This is a genomic window from Aquipuribacter hungaricus (assembly GCF_037860755.1).
Taxonomy (GTDB): Bacteria; Actinomycetota; Actinomycetes; order Actinomycetales; family JBBAYJ01; genus Aquipuribacter; species Aquipuribacter hungaricus.
Genome location: NZ_JBBEOI010000301.1, coordinates 1 through 3,740, shown reverse-complemented (window position 1 = coordinate 3,740; position 3,740 = coordinate 1). Strand labels below are relative to the sequence as shown.

At 78.4% G+C, this 3,740-nt stretch carries 4 protein-coding genes; 3 read left to right on the top strand and 1 reads right to left on the bottom strand.

From position 1 onward, the window contains the following. The 3 genes from WCS02_RS18580 to WCS02_RS18570 form a co-directional block, all read left to right on the top strand. The coding region (locus WCS02_RS18580) for a cupin domain-containing protein (protein ID WP_340295776.1) at nt 1–1,365 on the top strand (1,365 nt) is incomplete at its 5' end. After that, nucleotides 1,362–2,324, top strand: coding sequence for a sucrase ferredoxin (locus WCS02_RS18575; RefSeq protein WP_340295775.1), 963 nt, complete (start codon nt 1,362–1,364; stop codon nt 2,322–2,324). The genes WCS02_RS18580 and WCS02_RS18575, both read left to right, overlap by 4 nt. 44 nt (nt 2,325–2,368) lie before the next feature. After that, nucleotides 2,369–3,316, top strand: coding sequence for a hydroxymethylglutaryl-CoA lyase (locus tag WCS02_RS18570; protein WP_340295774.1), 948 nt, complete (start codon nt 2,369–2,371; stop codon nt 3,314–3,316). Between the two features lie 149 nt (nt 3,317–3,465). On the opposite strand, the gene WCS02_RS18565 is transcribed toward WCS02_RS18570, so the two are convergent. Further along, nucleotides 3,466–3,740, bottom strand: a 275-nt coding sequence (locus WCS02_RS18565) for a DUF3180 family protein (RefSeq protein WP_340295773.1), incomplete at its 5' end; no start/stop codon positions are given.

Below are 3,740 nucleotides of genomic sequence, written 5' to 3'. Positions count from 1 at the left end.
CGCCGAGGGTGCCGGCAGCGACGGCGGCGCGGACGGTGGCGCCGACGGCGGGGCCGACCGCTGACCTCGACCTCTGACGTGCGGTGCCGGGCGGTCGGCTCCGACCGCCCGGCGCTCGCGCGCTGCACCGCGGTGCCGGCCGGGCAGTTCGCCGAGCAGGTGTGGGCGCGCGTGCCCTCCCTCAGCGTGGCTGCCGACCTTCCCCGGGACTTCACCGACCTGCTGACGCTCGCCGACGTCGACGTGCTGCTGGCGGAGCAGGGCCTGCGCACCCCGTTCCTGCGGGTCGCCAAGCAGGGCCAGGTCGTGCCCGAACGCCGCTGGACCGGTGGCGGCGGGGTCGGTGCCGGCATCGGGGACCAGGTCCGCGACGACCGGGTCGCCGAGCAGTTCGCCGACGGCGCCACCGTGGTCCTCCAGGCGCTGCACCGCACGCACGCCCCGGTCGCCCGGTTCGCCACCGGCCTGGCCGCCGACCTGGGGCACCCGGTGCAGGTCAACGCCTACGTCACGCCGCCGCAGAACCAGGGGTTCGCCTCGCACTACGACGTCCACGACGTCTTCGTCCTGCAGGTCGCCGGGCAGAAGCGCTGGCGCCTGCACGCCCCGGTCGTCACCGACCCACTGCGCGACGACCCGTGGGCCGACCACGCCGACGCCGTGCGCGCCCGCGCCGCCGAGGAGCCCTACCTCGAGGCCGTCCTGTCCCCCGGCGACGCGCTGTACCTGCCGCGGGGCTGGCTCCACGCCGCCACCGCGCTCGGCGACGTGTCGGCCCACCTCACCGTCGGCATCCACGTCCACACCCGGGCCGCCCTCGTCGAGCAGCTGGCCGCCCTCGTCCTCGACGACCCCGCCCTGCGCGCGACGCTGCCCCTGGGCACCGACCCCAGCGACCCCGAGGACCTCGCGCCGCACCTGGCCGCGACCGTCGAGGCGCTCGTCCGGAGGCTGCAGGACGTCGACGCCGGCGACGTCGCACGACGGCTCACCCCCTCGGTGCTGTCCGGCAACCGCCCCGCCCCGCTGGCCCCGCTCGCCCAGGCCGCGGCCGTCGCGTCGCTGTCGGCGACCTCGCCGGTGCGGCTGCGCGCGGGCCTGCGCTGGGCGGTCCGCGACCGGGAGGACGACCTGGCGCTCGTCCTCGCCGACCGCACGGTGTCCGTCCCCGCACGCGCGGGCGACGCCCTCGACCGGCTCCTGGACGGCAGCCCGGCCACCGCCGCCGACCTGCCGGGGCTCGACGGGGACGACGCCGTCGGGCTCGTCCGGCGGCTGCTGCGCGAGGGCGTGCTCGTCCCCGCGGCCAGCGGGACGACCGACGACGGTGCTGCTCGCGCCGACGGGGGGCCAGGGTCCCGGTGACGGTCGCGCACCGGGCACCCCGGTGCTCCGACGGCGCCGGCGAGCGCGGCGACCCCCGGGCGGGCTCCGCCGTCCCCGTCACCCGGTGGTTCCTCCTGGAGCAGCCCGGGCCGTGGGGGCGCGACGCCCTGATGTCCTCCCGGCTGGGCTCCCGCGTGGCCGGCGAGGTGTCGCGACGTGCCGGAGCCGCGGGCGCCCGCGTCCTCCTGGTCCGGCGCCACGGCCGGGCCGGCCACGTCCGCCAGGGGCGTCGTCACTGGGCGCTCGTCGACTCCCGCCCCGGGAGCGAGGCCGTGCGGTGGGGGCGGTTCGAGGAGGACGACGAGCTGCTCGACGTCCGGCTCGACGGGCCCGTGGAGCCGCACCGCCACGAGGGTCCCGGCGACCCCGACAGCCCGGTCTACCTGGCCTGCGCGCACGGGCGCCACGACACCTGCTGCGCCGTGCGCGGCCGCGAGGTGGCCGCCGCGCTCGACGAGCTGGCCCCGGGCCGGGTGTGGGAGTGCTCGCACGTCGGGGGCTGCCGGTTCGCCGCCAACGTCGTCGTCCTGCCCCACGGCCTGTACTACGGCGGGGTCACCCCGGCGTCCGCGCCGGGGCTCGTCGAGGCCACCGAGCACGGCCGGGTCGTGCCGGGGCTGCTGCGCGGCCGTTCCTCGCTGCCCGCCGCCGTGCAGGCCGCGCAGCACCACGCCCGCGAGGTGCTCCTGGGTCAGCCGCTGGACGCCGGCCCGGGGACCGTGCCGGACCTGATGGCCGTGGACGCCCTCCGCCCGCTCGGCAGCACCCCCCGCGACGACGGCGCGGTGACGGTCGCGCTGGCCGTCGACGTCGACCGCGTGCTGGAGGTGACTGTCCGGCAGGCGCCGAGCGCGCCGCCCGCCCTGCTCACCTGCGCCGCCACCCGCCCCACCTCGCCGCTGGGCTGGCAGCTCGTCGACGTGCGCGACCGGGGCTGACCGGGGCCCTGGGTGCCGCCTGGCGGACCTGGGAGGCTGTCGGCATGCCCGACGCCGCCGTCGCACCCAGCCGTCCCCCGCGCGACCGCACCGGCGTGCACGTCGTGGAGGTCGGGCCCCGCGACGGGCTGCAGAACGAGGCGGTGGTGCTCGACGTCGCGACCCGCGTCGAGCTCGTCCGCCGCCTCGTCGCCGCCGGCGTGCGGCGGCTGGAGACCGTGAGCTTCGTGCACCCCAGCCGGGTCCCGCAGATGGCGGGCGCGGAGGAGGTCATGGCCGCCGTCCCCCGGACCGCGCCCGACGGCAGCCACGTCGACCACATCGGCCTCGTGCTCAACGAGCGCGGCCTGGACCGGGCGCTCGCGGCGGGCGTCGACGAGGTGAACCTCGTCGTCATCACCACCGACACCTTCAGCCACCGCAACAACGGCGCCGGCGTCGACGACGTCCTCGCCGCCACGGTCCGGATGCTCGCCCGCGCCCGGGAGGCCGGCGTCCCCGCGTCCGTCACGGTCTCGGCCTCGTTCGGCTGCCCGTTCGAGGGCGAGGTGACCACGGAGCAGGTCATGCGCGTCGTCCGCACCGTCCTGCCCGCGGAGCCCGTCGAGCTCGCCCTGGCCGACACCATCGGCGTCGGGGTCCCCGCAGACGTCCGCCGGCTCGTCCGGGCGGTGCGGGCGGAGTCCGGCGTGCCGCTGCGCGCCCACTTCCACAACACCCGCAACACGGGCTACGCCAACGCGCTCACCGCGGTCGAGGAGGGCGTGACCGCCCTGGACGCGTCGGTCGGCGGGTTCGGCGGCTGCCCGTTCGCACCGGACGCCACGGGCAACATCGCCACCGAGGACCTGGTGTACGCGCTGGAGCGTTCGGGCGTCCGCACCGGCCTGGACGTCACGGCCCTGGCGGACCCGGCACGCTTCGTCACCGCGGCGCTGGGCGCACCGGCCACCCCGGGGCTGCTCGACCGGGCCGGCGACTGGCCGCGCTAGACCGGGCTGCCCGCCGAGACCACCGGCACCGCCGACGGACCCACCCGCGCAGTCCTCGTCGATCGCGCCGACCACCGACACCACCGACGGACCCACCCGCGCAGTCCTCGTCGATCGCGGGCCGTCGCGGGTCCGAGCCGTCGAGCTCCTCAGGCCGGGCTGGGCTCGGCGTCCGGGCGGCCGCGGCGGCGTCCGCCGGCCCCGCCGCCGGTGCTCCTGCCCGGGCCGCCCTCGTCGTCGTCCTCGGGCGGGAGCATGCACCAGCGCTCGGCGACCAGGCCGGCCACGGTGAGCCCGAGCGAGGCGAGCACGACCGCCGCGGACGCCGCGGTCCGGCCGGGCTGCGCGGTGAGCGCGACCAGCGGGAGCGCGACCCCGACGTAGCCGAGCCAGCCGCCGGTGAGCACGGCGCCGGCGAGCGCGG

What these genes read in the sequence shown, in the direction of transcription:
- WCS02_RS18570 (WP_340295774.1), top strand. Translation starts at nt 2,369, where the DNA reads ATGCCCGACGCCGCCGTCGCACCCAGCCGTCCCCCGCGCGACCGCACC.